Consider the following 18,354-nt stretch of genomic DNA (forward strand, 5'->3'; position numbering starts at 1 on the left):
GGCGGTCCCCGGGCAGGGGATGGTCCCGCGCAACGGGGACCGAGCCGAGTCACGGTCCCCTCTCCAGGGGACCGGAGACCAACCGCACCACGGCGTTGCTCCGCTGCCGCCGAAGGGCGCCGCCTGGTCCCACGATCAGGCACGGGCCACGGAGCAGATATCCGCTGACGGGGAAGAGATGCAGGCCCGCGGCGTGCGGATCGCACCACAGGATGCGGACCATGCCGGTCCGGGCGGACCAGTGCCCTCCCCGAAGGCGGACCATCAGCCTGGCCCCGGTCCCCTGGTCCCCAATGTGGGGACCGGTCCCCAGGGCGCGGGCATTGCACCAGGGGACCGTGCGGCACGGGACCGTGGCCCCCAACGGGCTGCGGGGACCGACGGTCCCGTGGGGACCGAGCAGGTACAGAGCGGGACCGTGGTCCCGGATGACGGTTCGGGGACCGGGGACCGTGGGGGTGTGAGCGTCGAGGCGACCGGTGACGGGGCCGTGCTGCTGGATGAGCTGCGGGCGGCGATCGGCCGGTACGTAGTGCTGCCGAGTGAGGAGGCGCTGACGGCGGTAACGCTGTGGGTGGCGGCCTCCCACATCCAGCCCGCCCTGCAGCATGCGCCGCGTCTGGCGGTGGTGGGGCCGACCAAGGGGTGCGGCAAGTCCCGTGTCCTGGACGTGCTCCACGAGACCGTGCACCAGCCGATGATGACGGTGAACACCTCCCCTGCGGTGGTCTTCCGCGTCATCGGCAAGAACCCGCCGACGCTGCTGGTGGACGAGGCCGACACCATCTTCGGCCCCAAGGCGGGCGATAAGGAGGACCTGCGTGGCCTGCTGAACGCCGGGCACCAGCGCAACCGGCCCGCCTGGCGGATCTCCGGGCCGGAGCACAAGCCGACGGCGTTTCCCACCTTCGCCATGGCCGCGCTGGCCGGGATCGGCGACCTGCCCGACACGATCACGGACCGCGCGGTCGTGCTGCGCATGCAGAAGCGCAAGCCCGGCGAGCGGATCACCCCGTTCCGCTCGAGGTACTCCGTGCCTGAACTGCATGCGGTGCGCGACCGGCTGGCCGCGTGGCTGACGCCGCTGCGTGGCACGGCTGCCGGTCTGGTGCCGAAGATGCCGGTTGAGGACCGGGCTGCGGACACCTGGGAGCCGCTGGTCATCGTCGCCGACCTGGCCGGCGGCCACTGGCCCACCAGCGCCCGCGCCGCCTGTTTGGCGATGACTCAGCACGAGGCCGTCCAGGACGAGCAGACGACCCTGAAGACGCGGCTGCTGCGTGATATCCGCCGCATCTTCGAACAGGAGGGCAACAAGGAGGCTCTGCGCTCGCAGGATCTGCTGGCCTCTCTACTGGCAGACGCTGAATCTCCGTGGCCGGACTACGGCACCAAGGGGCTGACCGCCTTCCACCTGTCGGCGCTGCTCAAGGACTTCGGCATCCGCCCAGCGAACTATCGCTTCGAGCAGGGCCGTCAGGCCAAGGCGTACGCCCGCAATCAGTTCCTCGACGCCTGGGCCCGCTATTGCCCCGACCCCGCCCAGCCGGTCCCCGCAGTCGGGCACGAGTTCGCGCCCGTACGTCCAGCCCAGGGCAAGCCGCCCGCCCCTCCGAGCGGGTCGCTGCCCGTCGGCCCGCCCGGCGGCACCGCAGGCCCCAAGCCCGCCCGCTGACCCACCTTCCCCTGGGTCCGTCTCAGTCCGTCCCATCCGTCCCCGCGCAGGTCAGCGCGGGGACGGACTTCCTCGCCGGGACGGAGTTATCCGTACCTGCAGCCGAGTCCGTACCTGTCCTGACCAGCAACGGGACGGATGCGACGGACGTGACGAAGCCCTGCCCACATGCCACCGGAGCACTACCATGCACGACAACCCCACACACGAGGCCCCCTCCCGCCACGGCAAGGGCTTGATCGGCCTGGCCCGCCGAACAGCAGCAAGCTGGAGCGTTCGAGCCCCTAACGGGGCTTCGTCCGCGCTTGCCCCCGCCCCAGGGGTGGCGGAGGTGGAGGCCGGGCGCCAGCGGGCGCCCGAGCCGGGGGAAAGGACGACCGAGCCCAACGCCTCGTCCGTCGCCAATGCCCCCGCCACACACGACGAGCTGCCCGCCGACAGCACTGCCCCGCAGCCCGAGTCGTCTGCCCACACTGCGTCGCCCATTGAGCTGCCCTCGTGGCGTGAGCCCGACGCCCCCACGCTGCCCGCGCGGATGAACCGCAAGCGCACCACCGAGAGGCGCGACCAGGAGAAGAAGATCCGCTTCACCCCGACCGCGGTCCACACCATCGACGAGGCAGCCAAGCGCCGCCATAAGAGGTTCGCCGGGTTCGTCGGCGACGCCGCCCTCGCGGTCGCGCTCGGCAAGGCGAGCATGACCGGCAGCCCGGAAGACGACCCCAGCCGGGCACTGGTGGAAGCCGTCGAGACACACACCAAGGCGCTGAACCGGATCGGCACCAACCTCAACCAGATCACCATGGCCATCAACAGCGGTGCCCTGCCCGACCAGGCCGAGGCCGTACTCGACCACATCGACCAAGCCGTCAAGCGCAGCTACGAGTTGATGGACAAGCTCGTGGCGGAAGGCGGCAGCCATGGTTCCTGACGTCTCCACCGGCTCCGACACCCTCGGCCTGATCAACTACCTCTTCGGCAAGGGCCGCCGGGACGAGCACACCGACCCGCACATCGTGGCCGCCTGGGACATGGCCGGCGCACCCGACCCCGGACGCAACCCCGAAGCCACCTACACCCAGCTCGCCAAACGCCTCGACCACCACGTCGACCTGCGCACCCGCGAGCTCGGCGGGAAGAAGCCGCCGAAGCACGTATGGCACTGCCCGGTGCGCACCGCACCGGGCGACCGCTACCTGACCGACGCCGAGTGGGCCGAGGTCGCCCGCCGCGTCGTCGCCGCCACCGGCATCGCCCCCGAGGGCGACGACCAAGCGTGCCGGTGGATCGCAGTGCGGCACGCGGACGACCACATCCACATCCTCGCCACCAGCGTCCGCGCCGACGGCCGCCGCCCCCGCACCAACCGCGACGGCTGGCGGGCACAACAGGAGTGCCGCAAGATCGAAGCCGAGTTCGGGCTGCGCCGCCTCAAGTCCGGCGACCTGACCGCCCCGCGCACACCGACCGGGGCCGAGCGTGCCAAGGCCGAGCGCCAGGGCCAGAACGTGACGGCGCGGGAGTGGCTGCGCGAGCAGGCGTACGCGGTCGCCGCCGCCGTACGCAGCATCGATGACTACTTCACCGTCCTCACCTCGCTCGGCATCCACATCAAGCCGCGCATCGGCCCCGAGACAGGCGAGGTGACCGGCTACAGCCTGGCCGCCCCCGGCGACACCGCCCAAGGCGAACCGGTCTGGTACGGCGGCTCAAGCCTCGCCCCCGACCTGTCCATCAACCGCCTGCGTGAACGCCTCCCCGGACAGGACGTGGCCAACCGTCCACAGCATGTGGCGGACCCGACCGAAACGTGGCGCCGCGCCGAAACCGCCATCCGCCACGCCCACACCGTCCTCGACTCGAACGACGATGACGTGGCCCAAGGCCACCTGGACGCCTTTGGCGACGCCCTGCACAACCTGGCCCTTGCCACACGCGGCCCGCACCAGGCAGAACTGCAAGCGGCGGCCCGCGCGTTCAACCGTGCCCGCCGATCGGCCACCCGGGCCGACCACCAGGCCGCCACCGCCCTGCGCGAAGCCGCCAAAGAACTCGCCTACGCCTCCCACGATCCGGGCGGTCTCGCCATCGCGCTGATCTTCGCCGCCCTCCACCTGGCCCGTGCCGCCGCCAAATGGCATGGGCAACGCGGCCACGAACAGCAGGCCGCAGCAGCCGAGCGAACCTTCCGCCACCTACAGGCCAGCTACCATCAGACCGCCGAGCCCGTCCTGGCGGACCTCGCCCGACGCGCCCCACACGCCACAACCATCCGCCGCTTCGAACAGGACCTTTGCGCCGCCCTCCCCGACCACGCCGACCGCATCCTCGCCGACCCGGCCTGGCCAGCCCTCACCACCACCCTCGCCCGAGCCGAAACCGCCGGCCACAACCCCCGACGCCTCCTGGCCGAAGTCGGCACCGAACGCGAGCTCGACACCGCCGAGCGCCCCGCCGAGGTCCTCAACTGGCGCATCACCACCCAGCCCGACAGGCATGCACAGGCAGCACGCAGGCGAAGCAGCATCAGGGGCACATCGTCCGTGCCTGCGGCGCCACAGCGCCCGGCCACATCAGTGCCCATTAGGCCCGAAGAGCGCGGTCGGCACCGCTAAACCAGAGCAGTTGCCCCCGCCACGCCTCGTGGTGATGGGGATTCCTGAACTCGGCCGAGATTGCTCGTCGTTCCCAAGTCTGTTGCCTCGGCCAACAACGGCTCCGTGCCGTGTCCCGGCATACTCTGGATCATGATGCCTGACATGTCCTCGACCGACTCCGCTGGTGAACCGGATACCTGGCTGCTGACGGCGGGTCGGGAAGACGACGACCGCGCCGAGCAATGGATCATGGGTGGGTACTGCGCCACGAGCTACCACGACATCGGCTACGTCGAGCCGGCCGAGGACCCGGCGCCTTTGCGGCGTGCCTTCGAGAGCCGGTTCCCCGAAAAGAAACCCGGCACGATCACCCAGTGGACGACGCAGCTCCACGCCTTCCTGTGGAAGGTCCAGGTGGGTCACTGGATCGCCGTCCATGACCGTGCGAATGGCGTCGTCTACGTGGGCGAGGTCATCGGTGATCCCACGTACGAGCCGTGGCACGACGACGGGTTCCCGCGCCGCCGTCGGATGCGGTGGTTCACCTACCTGAACCGTAGCGAGCTTCCGCCCAGCGCGCTCACGATGCAGGGCACCATACGGCCCATCAAGACGCACCGCGCCGAGTTCCGCGAGGCCGTCGCCGACCTCCTTGCCGAAGAGGGCGCCCTGGAGTTCCCCGTGACCGAGCAGCCGTCCCCGCCTGGCGCGACGTACCGGCGGCAGGGCGACAGACCGCCGCCGAGGGAGGCGGAGCTGAGCAGGCCGGACCCGGACCTCACCGCGGCAGGCTGGTTGGCACACGGCATCCTGCAGGACCGTCTTGCCGATGAGGCAATAGTCCGGGGCATTCACCCTCTGTCCCCGACGGGTGCGCCCGCATACGACCTTGCATGGACCGACACCGAAGGGAACTTCACCCTGGTGGAGGTCAAGTCCTTGAACGACCACAACGCCACCGCTCAGTTGCGGGCCGGCCTCGCTCAGCTCCTCGACTACGCCGACCACTTCCGCGACCGCCCCGTGCGCCGGGTGCTCTGGGTGGAGCGGGCCCCCACAGAGAAGGAACGGTGGCGACGGATCTGCGAGAACGCCGGTGTCGTCCTCGCGTGGCCGAACGAGGAGGCACGAGTGTTTCGCCCGTTCAACGGGAGGGCGCACTGAAGGTGGGGAGCCAGGCTGAGCAGATCTGAGGAGCCACCGAGTGCTGGGTGGGGAGTTGAGATATCGCCACCAGTGGGCGAGGGCAACTGCTCTTTTGGCACGGGTGCCCGTCAGGCTCCCTCGGTTCCGCTCGCAGCAGCAGGTGCGCCGGTCCGCACGGGCAGCCGCTCCATCCACGCTCGGGCCTCGGCCAAGTGTTCAGCCTGGAGCCCGATGTGGGGGTCGGGCTGGACGAGGAGGGTCGCCATGCCGCGAGTCGTGCGTTCCGCGGCCCAGGTGTGGTCGAGGCTGGTGAAGTCGTCGTCGATCCAGACGGCGGGCACGTCGCCCAGCCAAGAGTCGACGTGGTCACGCTTCCACAGGTAGCCGCCCGGGTGGCTGGTGGTGATCTGCGGGCGGGGGAGGTCAACGTACGGCAGGGGCGGGAGGCCGAGGAGCGGGCCGATGATGGTGGTGGCATCCTGCCGCCAGCTGGTGCACCAGACCGGCGTGACCAGGCCGCTACGGACGACGTCCATGAGCAGGCGGCCGTGGTCGGCGTCGAGCCAGACGGCGACGGGGTTGTCGGCGCTGCGGCCGGTGGGGACGACGTCGTGGCGAGCGTGTGTGGACGGGGTGGTCCCGTCGGCGTCAGGGAAGGGTATGAGGACGCCGTCGACGTCGAGGAGCAGGTAGGGCAGGCGCATCGGTCCTCCAGGGTGAGCCGGGGCGAGGGCGGCTGTCAGAGCTTGCGGGCGCGGATCAGCAGCGTGGTGGGCCAGTGGCCCATGCGGGAGTCGTGGAACTCCTGGGCCGAGGTGAGCCAGAAGCCCGCGTTGCTGAGGTGCTTCTCCCAGCGACCCGTATCGAACTCCCAACGGGCGATGGGCAGTCGCGTGCGGTCGGGGAGAGTGACGAAGTCGCGGCGAGGCCGGTCGTCGCCGGAGGGGCTTCGGCCGCCGCGCTGCGGGTGAGGGACGGAGAAGGAGAGAATCCGACCGGGCTTGAGGTGCGCCGCGATGGCCGGCAGCAGGAGCTCTGGGGCGACGAGTCCGACAGCGCCGAAGACGGAGTAGATCGCGTCGAACTGCTCGTCGGAGGCTTGCAGGTAGTGCAGGGCGTGGCCGGCGACGAAGGTGAGGTTGTTCAGCCGTCCGTAGTGGGAGCGGGCTCGGCGGACCTGCAGGCCGACCAGGTCGACGCCGGTGACGTGGGCGCCGTGGCGGGTGGCCAGGTGAGCGGCGTTGTGACCGGGGCCGCAGCCGAGCTCCACCACCTGCTTGCCGCGCAGGTCCGCGCCGAGACTCTCTGCACCGGGTCCTTGGCCGGGCCGAGTGGTCCACTCCATCCGCGCGGGTACGGACAACGGTTCGGTGAGTCCGACGGCGGTGCGCTGGACGGCGTGGACGTGCCACGGGGAAGCCTGGGCGAGCACGTCAGATCTCCAGGAGGTGGAGGACGTCGGTGAGGTGGCGGCGGACGGCCTTGATGTAGGCGGGGTCGGTAGCCGGGTCGTCGATCCAACGGATGGACTGCTCCATGAACCACTCGACCGCCCACATGCGGTGCCAGCCCAGGGCCCAATTCTCGGCGGTGAGCCCGCCCCGCGGGGCGAGGGCGTCGGGGGTGCCGCCGGCGGTGACGTACTGCTCCAAGAAGACGCGCAGACGTACGGGGTGTGGGGGCTCGATGGTGCCGTGCCAGCTGGCGAGGTCGAGCAGGCCGGGGCCAGTGAAGGCGCGGGCGAAGTCGAGCAGCCGCCAGCCGCCCTGCTGTCCGATGTGGAGGCTGGTGGGGTGGAACTCGGAGTGCACCCAGCCGAACGGCGCCAGGGTCGCTCCGGCCGAGCGGGCCTCGGCAGCCTGGTCGATCCGGTCGAGCGCGTCCTCGACGTCGTCCGTGTCCTGCCACCGCTCGGCCTTACGGAGCTGTCCGAGGTGCTCCAGTGCCCTGGCCGGCAGCATGCGCAGCCGCTCATGGTCGAGAACGGGCAGGGCGGGAGCGGTCCGGGTGCCGTGCAGGACCACGGCTGCGGCGACGCCGTCGAGGTCGTCGGCCTCGCGGACGGCGGGACCGAGGTCCTCCATGATCATGCCGAGCCAACCGTCCAGGATGGCGGAGGCATGGACCTGGGGGACGGGGACGCCGAGAGTGTGGGCCAGACGGAGGGCTTGGTCTTCGCTGTCGAACGGCTTCTTGGCGTACTTGAAGATGGCCGTGGCGCCGTCGGGGAAGGTCACGCGCTCGACGCCGGACATGGACCACACGCGCACCTCCTCACGCGTGCCGGTGGCCTGGCCGACCACGGTGAGCAGGTTGTCCAGGAGTTCGGCGGTGGGATTCGGGCTCATGGGGGCTCCGGTGAGGTGGAAGGCGTCCGGGGCGGGCGAGAGGTGCCAGCCCGCCCCGGAGCCTGGTCGGGTGGGTTACGCGGCGGGGTTCACGCGGTGGGAGTAGACCTGCTTGATCCAGCCCGCCTTGAACGCGGAGAGGTCGTCGCGGAAGTTGGCCAGCGAGGCACCGTAGGGCGCGACGACGCCGCCGGTCTGGTCCGGCACGGACTGGCAGCCGTGCACGAGCCGACCGCCGAGGGCGGCGTGGGCCTTGATGGACTCGATGCGGCGGTGCTCGTTGAACCAGCCGCCGTGGTAGACCTCGTCGAGCATTCCGCCCATCTCGTCGTCCAGGTCGAAGACGACGGAGGTGGCGGCGGGGAAGAACCAGCACGGGCCGACGTTGGAGATGTGCCCGTCCAGCTCCACCTTGTTGAGCGCCATGAGCGTGGCTGCCTCGCGGAGCATCCGCAGGTGGTCGGCGGTGATCTGCGGGAGGCCGAGGCCGGCCAGGTGCTCCTCGCGGAAGAGGTACGCGTACACCTCGTACGCGGTGGCCAGGACGCGGGCCGCGTCGGAGGTGGAGTCGCTGTGCTGCTTGATGAAGTCGAGCGCGAGCTGCTCGACCGCGCTCTCGGTCGTCTCGTCCACGTCCAGGAGCTGCGCCTTGACCAGCTCCCAGTCGGCGATGAGCCACGTGTTCGACTCGAAGCGGAAGAAGTACTCGGCCGGGTCGATGGTGATGCGCCGGCCGTCGACCTGGATGCCGGGCAGGCGGCTCCAGCGCGGGTCGAACGCCTTGGGCAGCTCGACCGTGATGGCCGTGGTGTCGATGGTGGTCACCGTGTCTCCGTCTCTGTTCGTCCGGGTCCGGGCACAGGAGGGCCCGAACCCGGTGTGGGCGTACGGAACTTCGGGGTGCCGCCCGGACCAAGGGGGACCTGGATCGCGGTCGTGCCGTTCCGGGCGGCTGCTGATAAGTGAACCGGTGGTCACGCTCAGTGGGTACGGTGGGAGGCAGTTGAAGCGGTATACGCGGTTTACAGCTCCGGAGTGGAGGCGATCGTGGCAGCGCAGCGAGAACCCAACTCCCGCCTGCGCGATGCCATCGACGCGGTCGGCTGCACCTACGAGGCTCTCGCCAGGGACGTGCGGCGCATCGCCGCCGAGAACGGCGAGATCCTCCAGACCAACAAGTCGGCCATCTCCCACTGGGTGAACGGCACCCGCGCCCCTTCAGGCCGGGTAGGCCAGTACCTCGCTGAGGCACTGTCCCGCCGGGCCGGTCGGACCATTACTCAGACCGAGATCGGCCTTCGCACGGCCGAGGCCGAGGAGCCGGCGGAATCCGACCCCGTCCTCGCTGTCACCGACCTGGGCCGCGCCGACGTCGAGCGCCGCCGCTTCCTCGCCATCGCAGCCTTCACCACCGCCGGCGTCGCCATGCCTCTCGGCTACGACCACGAGGCCACCGCCCGCATGCTCCGAGCCCGCACCGGCACGTCCGTGGTCGGCGTGGAGGACGTGGACGTCGTACGGCAGATCACCACGGCCTTCAGCGCCGCTGACGAACGCCTCGGCGGCGGCCACGGCCTGACCACCGTCACCGCCTACCTCGCCGACACCGCCGCACCCATGCTCCGGGGCCGATTCCCAAGCGAAGCCTTACGCAGGGCAGCCTTCGGCGCGGTCGCCGAACTCGCCTACCTCGCAGGATGGAAGCACCACGACCTCGGCCAGGAGGGCGCCGCCCAGCGCTACTACCAGGTCGGCTACCAGCTCGCCTGCGAAGCCGACCCGCACGGCCATGCCGCCTGGATGATGCGTGCCCTCGCCCACCAGGCCCTCAGCCTCAAACAGCCCCACCACTGCGTCGACCTCGTCGAAGGCGCCCTCCGGACAGGTCTCGGCCACGTCGACGGCCAGACCGAGGCACTCCTCCACATCACCCACGCACGCGCCTACGCCGCCGTCAACGAGCACCCGTTGGCCGCACGTGCCCTGCTCGCCGCCGAAGACGCGCTCCTTCGAGACGACAGCCCGCAGCCCAGCTTCTCCCGCGTCAGCGGCCCCGCCGCCGGCACCGTGGCCAGCCACACCGCCCGCACCCTGACCGACCTCGCCGACCACATCGGCACCGAACAACAGCACCGCGACGCCCTCACCCGCTGGGACCCGAAGAAGTACAAGCGCGTCCATGCCCTCACACACGCCGACCTCGGAGACAGCCTCGCCGCCCAGGCCCGCGCCGACGAAGCCGTCGCCGCTTGGACCCAGGCCCTGGTCCTCATGGAGGGCATGACCTCGGACCGCACTCGCAAGGCGATCACCTCGGTCCGCTCCACCCTCGCGGTCTACCAGCGGCGCAAGGTACCCGGCGCCGCCGATCTCGCCCGCCGCGCCCGCGAAGCCCTCGCCTAACATGCCCGACAACCCGCCCAACGAAGGGATGACCGTGGTTCAGCCGAAGACCGACGACCAGCCGAAGGCCCTCAAGCCGGCCCTGGAATCCATGACCCTGCTGGTCGCCGCCGTCATCGTCCACGACAAGGCCACCAATCGCGTGGTCCTCCTCCAGCGCAGCGAGAACGCCAAGTTCGCCCAGGGCATGTGGGACCTCCCCGTCGGCAAGAGTGAACCCGGCGAGGCCATCACCGAAACCGCCGTACGTGAGCTGTACGAAGAAACCGGCCTGACGGTGAAGCCGGAAGCCCTGAAGGTCGCCCACGTCATCCACGGAGCCTGGGGCGTCGAAGCCCCCAACGGCTTCCTCACGGTCGTCTTCACCGCCCACGAATGGACCGGCGAACCCGAGAACCGCGAACCACGCAAGCACGCCCAGGTCGGCTGGGTCGACGCCGACGCCATCCCCAAGAACTTCGTGGACACCACCTCATGCGCCCTCCACCGGTATCTCGCGGGAGGCCCGGAGGTCTCGCTCGACGGCTGGCGATAGAGGCACCAATTGCGGCCCGCCCGGTTGCCCGGGCGGGCCCTTCGCCATTCGTACTCGGTAACCGAGATCGACCGCATGATGATCGAACCAGCCACCAGGAATGTTCCCGCCCCATGCCCGACACCACCGCCCGCGTACGAGAGCTCAATCTCGACCGCCAATACTTCGACCGCGTGGCCGCGGGCACCAAGGTCATCGAAGTGAGGGGCAGATACACGCGCCTCGCCGACCTCGCCGCTGGCGACACCATCCGCTTCCGCATCAAGGCACCGACAAGACCTGCGATGTGGCGGTTCTCCGCGTCACCGAGTACCCCAACTTCGATGCCCTCCTCGACGGCGAAGGCTCGGCGAACGTCAAACCCACCGCCACCCCGACGAGCAGCTCGCCAACATCCGCCCCTGACCACCCAGCCGACGAATACCTGACCGCCGATCAGACCACTGATCTCGTCGCGGGCTCGCCCACCTCTTCGTCCACCACTCCCGTCACCGTCGTCGACATGATCGAGCACCTGGACTTGGGGGAAGGCACCGCGTGCTGGAGATCGGCACAGGTACCGGCTACTCCTCCGCGCTGATGTGCCACCGCCCCGGCGAAGACAACATGACAACGATCGAGGTGGACCCGGCGGTGGCGGCCCGTGCAGATGCCGCGCTGGAAACGGCCAGGTTCTCAACATGGACCGAGACCGGGGACGGGCTACTTGGATACCCGCGCCGTGCTCCGTACGACCGAGTAATCGCCACCTGCGCCGTCCACCGTATCCCTACACCTCTATCAAGGCAGACCAAGCCCGGCGGGACCGTCCAGGCCACCGTCGGCGGTGCATGGTCGTACGGCACCGGCCTCGCGAAGGTCACCGTCGGCAAGGACGACACCGCCGAAGGCCGGATCATCGGCCGCCCCTCGTTCATGCAGGCACGCTCCCAGGCCAGTGGTCCCGGTGTCCGGTGGCCTCTCCGCCCGCACCGTCTATGCCGACAGTGAGCGGCAGATGAAGGTGTCGCCCCTACTCCTGGACGAGTGGATGCCCGCCTTCCTCGCTCAACTCGGCGCCCCGGGCGCACAATTCGTTCGCGCAGCGACGAGCGACGGCGCCCAGCTCCTGTACGTGTTCGATCCGGAGCGCGAGTCCTTCGCCGAATTCACCTCTGACGGCGAAGACTGGACCGTCCGGCAGGGCGGCCCCGCGGCCCTGTGGGACGACATCGAGCAGGCGCTCACCCCATGGCAGGACGCGGGAAGCCCCGACAACACCGCCGTACAGCTCCACATCACCGCCAATACCCACACGTACTGGATCGGCGCCAACCCGGCACTGCGCTGGCAGCACTGTCTCGCGTGACCGTCCCTGCCTCTATCAGCCCTCTGCTAAGCCCCAGCGACGCTAGGCTTGGCGGGGTGGGCGACGAATCTCTGTCGGAGTGGGCGGAACGCCGGGACACCAAGATCGGCCGCCTGCGGGCAGTGCCGATCGTCTCGGGCGACGGCCCCAAGGGGGCGCACCTTAACCCCGACGCACCACGCGCCATCGAACGGTGGAACGGGCACGCCTGGGAGCCTTACGCGTTCGCTGCCAACCTCGCTGAGGCCAAGCGCATCCTGTACCCCGAGGCCAACAAGCCTCCGGCCCGGGCCCCCGGCCCGGCACCAAAACCGCTCGGCTCAGGCACCGGAAAGCACCGCAGGCCACAAGCGCCGCCATCCAACCAGCGCTGACTCTCAGGACTGCCCGGCTCGTTCTTCACTGGGCCACTCCCTCGACAGTCCGAAGCCGAAGGGCCATCAGCAAGCCGACGGCCCTTCGCAAGGCATCCAAGCTAATAAAGCTGGCTGGCTCTGCACTCACCTCATCACCAAGGCGAGACACGAGGCTTACGCCTCCACCACCCCCTCGCGTTGCCCTCGCTCGGGGGGCGAACCCAAGGGCGCAACTCGCCCTCCTCGTCAGGGACAGTATGAGCATAAAAGATCGCATCGAGACTTTCGAGAAGCGGCCTGACGGCTTCTTTCGCCTCCACCGAGATGCTCTCGACCGCGTCTTCCAGGAGATCTCGAGTTTCTAGGGCGTTCGGATATGCACTAATCGGGTAAGTACCGGAGGGCATCCACTGAGCCTCCATTCGACGTACGAGACGCTCCCAATCAGTGAGCATATTCCTGATCGAGCACATGGGCTCATTCATCCGCGCTCGAGCCTTCGGGGGGAGCCTGTCCAACTCAACTTGGAGTCTGCGCTCATCCCAGGCTTGAATTCCCTGAAGTTGCTCTTTCGATAGATTCTCCCACAGCGACAAAGTCGCCGGAGCCTCATCTGATCCGCTTTTTGCGTCGGCCCTACCCATTCCTGCTACTCCTTCAATTGGTCCATATAGTAATCGTGCCCTCGACTGGGCTGCATAAATGTTCCGTTGTTTCCTTCACGAATAAGCATTGTTCCGGTCTCGTCATCCCACCATGCCCAACGAGGGGTGCCACTTTGCGTGTCGCGAAGTTTCCGACCCTCGGAACCCGCCATCATGTCCTCCAAGTACTCGGCGACGTCCTCATCGTCCACCCCTGGAATTCCTCGCTTGTTGATGTCTCCATGAGCTGCAATCTTATCCGCCAGCAACGGAAGGTTCCCTTGCTGACTGGCAGGGTCTGCATCCCCAATTTTCACGCACATAAGGCCGAGCGGATCGGTCCCAGCGTAAGGGTTGGGAACGTACGCGTGGTGGTTGTCTGCAGGTCCAAGTCTGAGGGGGTCGGGCGTGAGGTAGCGCGCGGTTTCGGGGTCGAAGTAGCGCTGATTGTTGTAGTGCAGGCCAGTTTCTGGGTCAGCGTATTGGCCAGGAAAACGCAGGGGGCAGTCGACGTCGCTTCGGCCGGTCGGCGCCGGTAGTGGACTACCCCAGAGAGCGGTCCGGTAGTGCCAAACGATTTCGCCGTCGGCGTTGAGGAGTTCGGTGGGGGTGCCGACGAGATCAGTGATGATGGCGTGAAAGCGGCTGTCATACTCGTCTTGCGACGTTTCCCCTGCAGTCAGCCATTTCAAGCGAGGGTCGATGGCTCTAGGACGTCGCTCGGTCTGCACCAAAGGGCGATGAGTTCCTGGGGTGTAGTCCCAGCTCGTGACGGTGCCGTCGGCGGCCGTCTGTTCGGCGAGGCGGGTCCCCTCCCAGGTGAAGTGAATGCACTCCGCTGCCTCGCCGACGGGATCCACTCGATGTTTGGCGATGCGCCGACCAGTGGGGTCGTAGATGTAGCGCCAGCGGGTACCGTCCGGGGTGGTCGTTTCGGCGAGACGGTCTTCGGCGTTCCAGCTGTAAGTCCAATGACGCGTTTGACCGCTGAGGAGTCGGCGCGTTCTGCGAACCAGGCGGCCTTGCGCGTCGTAGGTGAAGCGGGTGCGGCCGGCACGGTGAAGCAGGGTTCCGGAAAGCTCGCGAGGACCGTCAGTGTCCGCGGTGGTGGCGGTGATGGCTGAGGTTACATTGCCAGTGGTGTCGTAGGCGTAGGACTCGGACCAGTCGCTGCCAGTCACGGTGGTGACGCGGCCTGCGCTGGAGAGTGTGAAGCGGCGGGTGCCAGTGGTGTGTTCGATCAGCTGGGTCAAGTAGCCGTCGGGACGGTAGGTGTACTGGCGGTCTTGGACCGGGTCGGCAGCCGAGTTGCTGTTTCGGATGCTCTGGCTGGCCAGGCGGCCGCCTGCGTCCCAGGTCTGAAGAAGGAAGGCGTTGTCGTCGAAGATGCGGGTTATCTCTTGGCCAACAACGTTGTAGCCGAAGTCAAGGCGATGGCCGGCCGAGTTGGACAAGGCCAGTGGCTGAGGTCCCGTGCCGTAGTCCCACGTGGAGATGAGTCCGCTGGGTGTAGTGCGTGAGGTACGCCGGCCTAGCGCATCGTAGGTGTAGCTGGTGGTGCGGCCATTGATTGTTTCCGACAGAAGGCGACCAAGCGGATCGTGGATGTGGTCCACGACCGCATCAGGGTTGGTCATCGCGGCGATCTGGCCGGTCGGGGCATAGGCGTACGTCGAGACGCGGTTGTCGCTGAAAGCGTGAGCGGTGACACGGCCCAGAGGGTCGCGGGTGAAGGTCTCGGTCTCTCCAGCCCCGTTGGTGCGGGATACGAGGCGACCTGCCGGATCGTGGATGTACTTGAGGCTGCGGCCGTTGAAGTCGGTCTCGGCCGCTAGATGTCCGGCCTCGTCATGCGTGTATGACCAGGTCAGGCCAGCAGGGTTGGTCACGCTCGTGAGCTGCAGCTCGGTGTCGTAGCTGAATCTGAACTCGGCGCCGTTCGGGTCGGTGCGTGAAGCCGGGAGGCCAAAGTGGGTGTATGTGCGGCGGGTCGTGTTTCCGGCCTGGTCGGTGTACGTGAGGAGGTTGCCCTCGCCATCCCACGTCCACGACTCCAGGGAGCCGTCGTTGTATTCGCGTCGGAGGGGTTTGCCTTCGACTGTCCAGGAGAGGCGTGTGATGCTGCCGAGGGCGTCGGTGATACTGCAGGTGCGACCGAGGGAGTCCCGGGTCACGCAGATGGAGTTGCCGTCCGGGTTGGTGACGACCATCGGGAGGCCAGCCGAGTTGCTCTGGATCCAGCGGGTATGGCCCAGGGCATCAGTCACAGCAGAGAGATGACCAGTCTCGTTGTAGTCATACGCCGTGGTCGCCCCGGTGGGACCAGTGGTGGAGAGCCTGTTGCCGACCTGGTCGTACGTGTACTGCCAGGTGATGCCTCCCGGTTCGGTGACAAGGACAGGCAGGTTCAGCTCGTTGTAGACGGCCGTGGCGTGGGATCCGTCGGGCATGAGCACAGCGGTGAGGTTGCCAACGTCGTCGCGCTCGAAGCGGGTGGTGTGGCCCAGCGCATCTGTGATCGAGGCGAGGTGGCGCCCGTCCCGTGTCCACTGCTGCGTGGTCCTGTTGCCGAGCGGGTCAGCGGTGTGAGTGAGTTTGCAGTGTTCGTCGTACTCGTAGACCGTGGCGTGGCCGAGGGAGTCCGTGTAGGTGGTGCGTCGGTCGGCCGGTTCGTAGCGGAAGCTGCCGGACCACATGCCGTCGGGGCCGAGGGTGCGCAGGACGCGGCCGGTGTGGTCGTAGACGTAGCCGAAGCTTGAGCCGTTGCTGTCTGTCCAGGTGGTGATGCGGTCTGCGTCGTCGTACGTGAACCGGTGTGGCTGGTCAGAGGAGTTGGTAACGGTGGTGAGGTTGCCGAACTCGTCGTAGCCGTACGAGATCAGCAGGGTGTCGTCGAGCCGCAGGGCGGTGATGCGTGGCAGCTCGGGGTGGGTGTCGATGTCGACGCGGTAGCCGCCGTAGTGGCGGACTGCGGTGGGGCGGCCGGTCTCGGCGTCGTAGTCGATGTCGATGCGGTGGCCGGCGCGGTTCTCGATGGCGGTCAGCGGGTGGCCTGTGGCCGGGTGCGGAGCGAAGTGGAGGGTGCGGCCGGTGGCGGGATCGGTGATGCGGTAGGCGGCTTCGTCTGTGCCATCCCGGTGTAGTGGCCACCGCGGGCCGTATGACGGGTAGACGGCGTCGAGACTGTCCGGGCATGGGTAGGCGAGCAGCATGCCGTCCGCGCCGGCGAAGAGGATGTCGTTCTCGCCGACTTCCAGGTGCTGGTCGAGGGTGGCGGCCCAGGACGGTCCGAACCAGCCACCGGCCCCGTAGTTGGACAGGTGGGTGCGCTGCAGGATGAGGGGGAAGGCGCCGGGCAGGGTGAGGTCGGTGCGGGTGAGCGACATCTCGCCGGTGGCGATGTCGACAGGCTCACCGGTCTTGCACTTGTCGCCGTCCGAGCGGCATACGTCGTCCGGTCGGTTGTGGGCGTCGTCGCGACCCCGGCCTTCCTCGCGCAGGCGGCGGGCGCGTTCGGCGATCCGTCTGGCGGCGCTGCTGCTGCGGGTCGCCGCGGCGCCGGCTCCGCCGGTAGCGAGGCCGAGGAGCACGTCGGGACCGAGCCGGCCGACCCAGCGGGCTGGTTCGTTCTTCATCGTGTCCCAGTCAGCGATGGACTTCGCGAACTCGGTCGGGTTCTGGACCCCGTACATGAGGCCGTCGGCCACGCTGGCCAGTTGCATCCCCCAGCGGGAGGGATGGGTCAGTGTGTCGGTAAGGCTACCCAAACCGTCGAGTCCTTCGTAGAAGCCTTTGGCCAGGTTCTTGCCGCCACCCAAGAGCTGCTTGAACCAGCCGGGCTCGTCCGGCGCGGCTCCGGCCGCCGCGTCCAGCTTCGGCTTGGCCACCCGGGCGGCCTCGTCCACCTGGGCACGCAACGCATTGAGCCTCGAGACGCAGCCGCCCATCGCCGCGCCGCCCGGGTCGGTCTCCGGCGGGCGTTGAGGAAGCGGGTCGTCACGGCGCTCGACGGCGGCGTTGTAGTCATCGACGTCACGCTGGTAGTTCTTGGACGCCTGCCGGGCCTCCGCCGCGTCCTCGATGATGGGCTTGGCTTTGCGCTGCGCCTCCTCCAGGACCTCGGAGTAATCGCGTACCGCCTTAGCAGCCTTGGCGAATTCGTCGTGTGCGGTGTCGAGAGTGTCGGGTATGTGGCGCACCTTGGAGCGGAAGTCCAGGGCGGTGGTGCCCTGCCACTCCTCCTCATCCACCGTCTTCAGGCGCATCTTGGCATCCTGGAAGGCGTCCGCATAGACGCTCAGCGTGATGTCCAGCGTCTGCAACTGCGTCACGTTGCCCGGTATCAGATCCTTGGGCGTGTCGTTTGCCCCGATGGTCTCGCTCATCCGAATGCCCAGTCCTCGAAGTCCTGCTGCCAGCCGTCGGCCGTCTGCTCCCAACCGGGTTTCTCACTCGGCAGGTCGGGCTTGGTCTGCTCGTACACCCAACTGCTCGCTGCCCCGGATGGCAAAGAGGCCAGGTTCTCCTCGGTGGGTGTGAAGTTCTCGATCCCAAGCTTCTCGGCCTGCTCATAGGCGGCGATGGTCTCGTTGAGCTTCTCGACGATGATCTCGGCGAAGTCCACGAGCTGTCCCATGCCGTACTCCCAAGAGGAGAGGAAGCCCTCCACCGCGCCCTGGACCACGTCCGAGCCCGCGTGCTTCGCGCAAGAGGCGAGATCGCCCTTCTTGTCCCGGACGTCCTTGGCCGCGAGCATCGAATCCTCAAGTGGGTAAACGACTCGGCGCAGCGCCGATATCTCGACCTTGTAGCCGTCACTCATCGGCGGCATCTTCCACACGGAGCGGAGCAAGCATCTCCGCGGGCAGCAGCTGCGGGTTCGCTCCAGCGAGGTCCACAACGAGCCCGTGTCCCTCAGGCAGGAGGGTCATCAAGTCCTCGCCCGTGGTGGAAAACCATTCACACGCCCCGGCGAAGCGTGCCAACTCCCCCGGCGACGAGAAAGCCGGTATCACCGCTGACTCCGGCTGGCCGATCGCCATGAAACCGGGACGCTCCGGACGCTGGAAGTACCAGCGCCCCCGCAACAAAGCCTCTCGCACAGCATCAGGAAGCTCCCCCGCCCCCGTGTCCTGATCACTCATGCAAAGCATCGAACATGATCGCGAGCAGGGCAGTCAACATGGCTTTAAGGCGCCCAAGGTCTGGGCCAGTCGGCACTTCGATGCGGCACTACCAGAATTACGACATAGACACCTGCACGCGCTGATAGCGCTTGAACGGCGTCATTCTGTGACTACTG

The 18,354-nt window shown here is 68.1% G+C and carries 14 protein-coding genes and 2 pseudogenes; 9 read left to right on the plus strand and 7 right to left on the minus strand.

All coding sequences use genetic code 11. From position 1 onward, the window contains the following. Positions 1 to 418 precede the first annotated feature (418 nt). The 4 genes from IE185_RS26310 to IE185_RS26325 all read left to right on the plus strand — a co-directional run bounded on the left by IE185_RS26310 (position 419) and on the right by IE185_RS26325 (position 5,436). The gene (locus IE185_RS26310) at positions 419 to 1,675 is read left to right on the plus strand and encodes a DUF3631 domain-containing protein (RefSeq protein ID WP_189716146.1); all 1,257 of its coding nucleotides are present in this window, start codon (positions 419 to 421) and stop codon (positions 1,673 to 1,675) included. A 322-nt stretch (positions 1,676 to 1,997) separates the two neighbouring features. Next, on the plus strand, positions 1,998 to 2,606 hold the full coding sequence (locus IE185_RS26315) for a plasmid mobilization relaxosome protein MobC (RefSeq protein WP_229843704.1): 609 nt from the start codon (positions 1,998 to 2,000) through the stop codon (positions 2,604 to 2,606). Further along, entirely contained in the window at positions 2,596 to 4,290 is a 1,695-nt protein-coding gene (locus IE185_RS26320) for a relaxase/mobilization nuclease domain-containing protein (protein WP_138898790.1), read from the plus strand. The genes IE185_RS26315 and IE185_RS26320 overlap by 11 nt, the downstream gene beginning before the upstream one ends. A 144-nt stretch (positions 4,291 to 4,434) precedes the next feature. Continuing rightward, on the plus strand, positions 4,435 to 5,436 hold the full coding sequence (locus IE185_RS26325) for a DUF8426 domain-containing protein (protein WP_138898791.1): 1,002 nt from the start codon (positions 4,435 to 4,437) through the stop codon (positions 5,434 to 5,436). A gap of 110 nt (positions 5,437 to 5,546) precedes the next feature. On the opposite strand, the gene IE185_RS26330 is transcribed toward IE185_RS26325, so the two are convergent. From IE185_RS26330 to IE185_RS26345, 4 genes are all read right to left on the minus strand, one after another. Further along, the gene (locus tag IE185_RS26330; protein WP_189716128.1) at positions 5,547 to 6,122 is read right to left on the minus strand and encodes an HAD domain-containing protein; all 576 of its coding nucleotides are present in this window, start codon (positions 6,120 to 6,122) and stop codon (positions 5,547 to 5,549) included. A gap of 35 nt (positions 6,123 to 6,157) precedes the next feature. Then, positions 6,158 to 6,850: a class I SAM-dependent methyltransferase gene (locus tag IE185_RS26335; RefSeq protein ID WP_138898182.1), complete on the minus strand. Its 693-nt coding sequence runs from the start codon at positions 6,848 to 6,850 to the stop codon at positions 6,158 to 6,160. A gap of 1 nt (position 6,851) precedes the next feature. After that, positions 6,852 to 7,766: an aminoglycoside phosphotransferase family protein gene (locus IE185_RS26340; RefSeq protein ID WP_138898183.1), complete on the minus strand. Its 915-nt coding sequence runs from the start codon at positions 7,764 to 7,766 to the stop codon at positions 6,852 to 6,854. Positions 7,767 to 7,841: 75 nt separating this feature from the next. Next, positions 7,842 to 8,591, minus strand: a complete 750-nt coding sequence (locus IE185_RS26345) for a hypothetical protein (protein WP_138898184.1) — start codon at positions 8,589 to 8,591, stop codon at positions 7,842 to 7,844. A 222-nt stretch (positions 8,592 to 8,813) separates the two neighbouring features. Between IE185_RS26345 and IE185_RS26350 the strand changes: the two genes are divergently transcribed. The 5 genes and pseudogenes from IE185_RS26350 to IE185_RS26370 all read left to right on the plus strand — a co-directional run bounded on the left by IE185_RS26350 (position 8,814) and on the right by IE185_RS26370 (position 12,426). Further along, positions 8,814 to 10,169 (plus strand): NsdA family TPR-like regulatory protein, encoded by a 1,356-nt coding sequence (locus IE185_RS26350; RefSeq protein WP_138898185.1) that lies wholly within the window; start codon positions 8,814 to 8,816, stop codon positions 10,167 to 10,169. Position 10,170: 1 nt separating this feature from the next. Continuing rightward, positions 10,171 to 10,704 carry an NUDIX domain-containing protein gene (locus tag IE185_RS26355; protein WP_138898186.1) on the plus strand — a complete coding sequence of 178 codons (534 nt, stop codon included), beginning with the start codon at positions 10,171 to 10,173 and terminating at the stop codon, positions 10,702 to 10,704. A 113-nt stretch (positions 10,705 to 10,817) separates the two neighbouring features. Then, positions 10,818 to 11,109 (plus strand): annotated as a pseudogene (locus IE185_RS26360) (ASCH domain-containing protein). A 10-nt stretch (positions 11,110 to 11,119) separates the two neighbouring features. Further along, positions 11,120 to 12,052 (plus strand): annotated as a pseudogene (locus IE185_RS26365) (methyltransferase domain-containing protein); the annotation flags it as partial. Between the two features lie 56 nt (positions 12,053 to 12,108). Beyond that, the gene (locus IE185_RS26370; protein WP_138896534.1) at positions 12,109 to 12,426 is read left to right on the plus strand and encodes a DUF6087 family protein; all 318 of its coding nucleotides are present in this window, start codon (positions 12,109 to 12,111) and stop codon (positions 12,424 to 12,426) included. A gap of 631 nt (positions 12,427 to 13,057) precedes the next feature. Here the strand turns inward: IE185_RS26370 and IE185_RS26375 are convergent. Genes IE185_RS26375 through IE185_RS26385 form a run of 3 tightly spaced genes read right to left on the minus strand, consistent with a single transcriptional unit; the run spans position 13,058 to position 18,196 of the window. Next, on the minus strand, positions 13,058 to 17,437 hold the full coding sequence (locus IE185_RS26375) for a putative T7SS-secreted protein (protein ID WP_138896535.1): 4,380 nt from the start codon (positions 17,435 to 17,437) through the stop codon (positions 13,058 to 13,060). Next, the gene (locus tag IE185_RS26380) at positions 17,434 to 17,874 is read right to left on the minus strand and encodes a hypothetical protein (RefSeq protein ID WP_138896536.1); all 441 of its coding nucleotides are present in this window, start codon (positions 17,872 to 17,874) and stop codon (positions 17,434 to 17,436) included. Before IE185_RS26380 ends, IE185_RS26375 begins: the two co-directional genes overlap by 4 nt. After that, on the minus strand, positions 17,867 to 18,196 hold the full coding sequence (locus IE185_RS26385; RefSeq protein ID WP_229843705.1) for an SseB family protein: 330 nt from the start codon (positions 18,194 to 18,196) through the stop codon (positions 17,867 to 17,869). The genes IE185_RS26380 and IE185_RS26385 overlap by 8 nt, the downstream gene beginning before the upstream one ends. Between the last annotated feature and the right edge of the window lie 158 nt (positions 18,197 to 18,354).

This window comes from Streptomyces chryseus, from assembly GCF_014650755.1.
Taxonomy (GTDB): Bacteria; Actinomycetota; Actinomycetes; order Streptomycetales; family Streptomycetaceae; genus Streptomyces; species Streptomyces chryseus.

Coding starts and splice junctions, on each gene's coding strand:
- IE185_RS26320 (WP_138898790.1), top strand. CDS start 2,596: ATGGTTCCTGACGTCTCCACCGGCTCCGACACCCTCGGCCTGATCAAC.
- IE185_RS26325 (WP_138898791.1), top strand. CDS start 4,435: ATGTCCTCGACCGACTCCGCTGGTGAACCGGATACCTGGCTGCTGACG.
- IE185_RS26330 (WP_189716128.1), bottom strand. CDS start 6,122: ATGCGCCTGCCCTACCTGCTCCTCGACGTCGACGGCGTCCTCATACCC.
- IE185_RS26340 (WP_138898183.1), bottom strand. CDS start 7,766: ATGAGCCCGAATCCCACCGCCGAACTCCTGGACAACCTGCTCACCGTG.
- IE185_RS26355 (WP_138898186.1), top strand. CDS start 10,171: ATGCCCGACAACCCGCCCAACGAAGGGATGACCGTGGTTCAGCCGAAG.
- IE185_RS26375 (WP_138896535.1), bottom strand. CDS start 17,437: ATGAGCGAGACCATCGGGGCAAACGACACGCCCAAGGATCTGATACCG.
- IE185_RS26380 (WP_138896536.1), bottom strand. CDS start 17,874: ATGAGTGACGGCTACAAGGTCGAGATATCGGCGCTGCGCCGAGTCGTT.
- IE185_RS26385 (WP_229843705.1), bottom strand. CDS start 18,196: ATGAGTGATCAGGACACGGGGGCGGGGGAGCTTCCTGATGCTGTGCGA.